1 protein-coding gene is annotated in these 414 nt (G+C 74.9%); it reads right to left on the reverse strand.

The genetic code is table 11. The annotated features are described in order from the left end of the window. Positions 1-214 precede the first annotated feature (214 nt). Positions 215-414 (reverse strand): hypothetical protein (locus CAY82_RS27655; RefSeq protein WP_140399180.1); only part of this gene is annotated, 200 nt, incomplete at its 5' end.

Here is a 414-nt window from a genome sequence, read left to right on the forward strand (position 1 = left end):
GCACCTGGCGTCGCTCGACCTCTACCCCGACGCCTCGGCCGTCGCTCCGCTCAAGGCGGAGCTGACGCGCGAGGTCGCGCAGGCCCAGCAGTCCATCCCCGGCACCTGACGCCGGGCAGGCGCCGCCACGGCGGCTGCCTCCGCGTCACGGTCCAGGAACGACGAGACCCCCGGCCGCTGCGGCCGGGGGTCTCGTCGTGCGCGGGGGCGCGTGTCAGGCGTCGCCGCCCGTGTTGCCGGACGTGCCGGCCGTGACGTCGTGCAGGCGGTAGCGCTCGATGGCCTGCGCGGGCAGGGACGGGTCGACCTTGCCCTCGAGCACGAGCTGCTGCAGCACGCGCACGACCGTCGACGGCCCGTCGATCTTGAAGTGACGACGTGCGGCGGCCCGCGTGTCGGAGAAGCCGAAGCCGT

It is taken from the genome of Pseudomonas sp. SID14000, from assembly GCF_002165135.1.
GTDB lineage: Bacteria > Pseudomonadota > Gammaproteobacteria > Pseudomonadales > Pseudomonadaceae > Aquipseudomonas.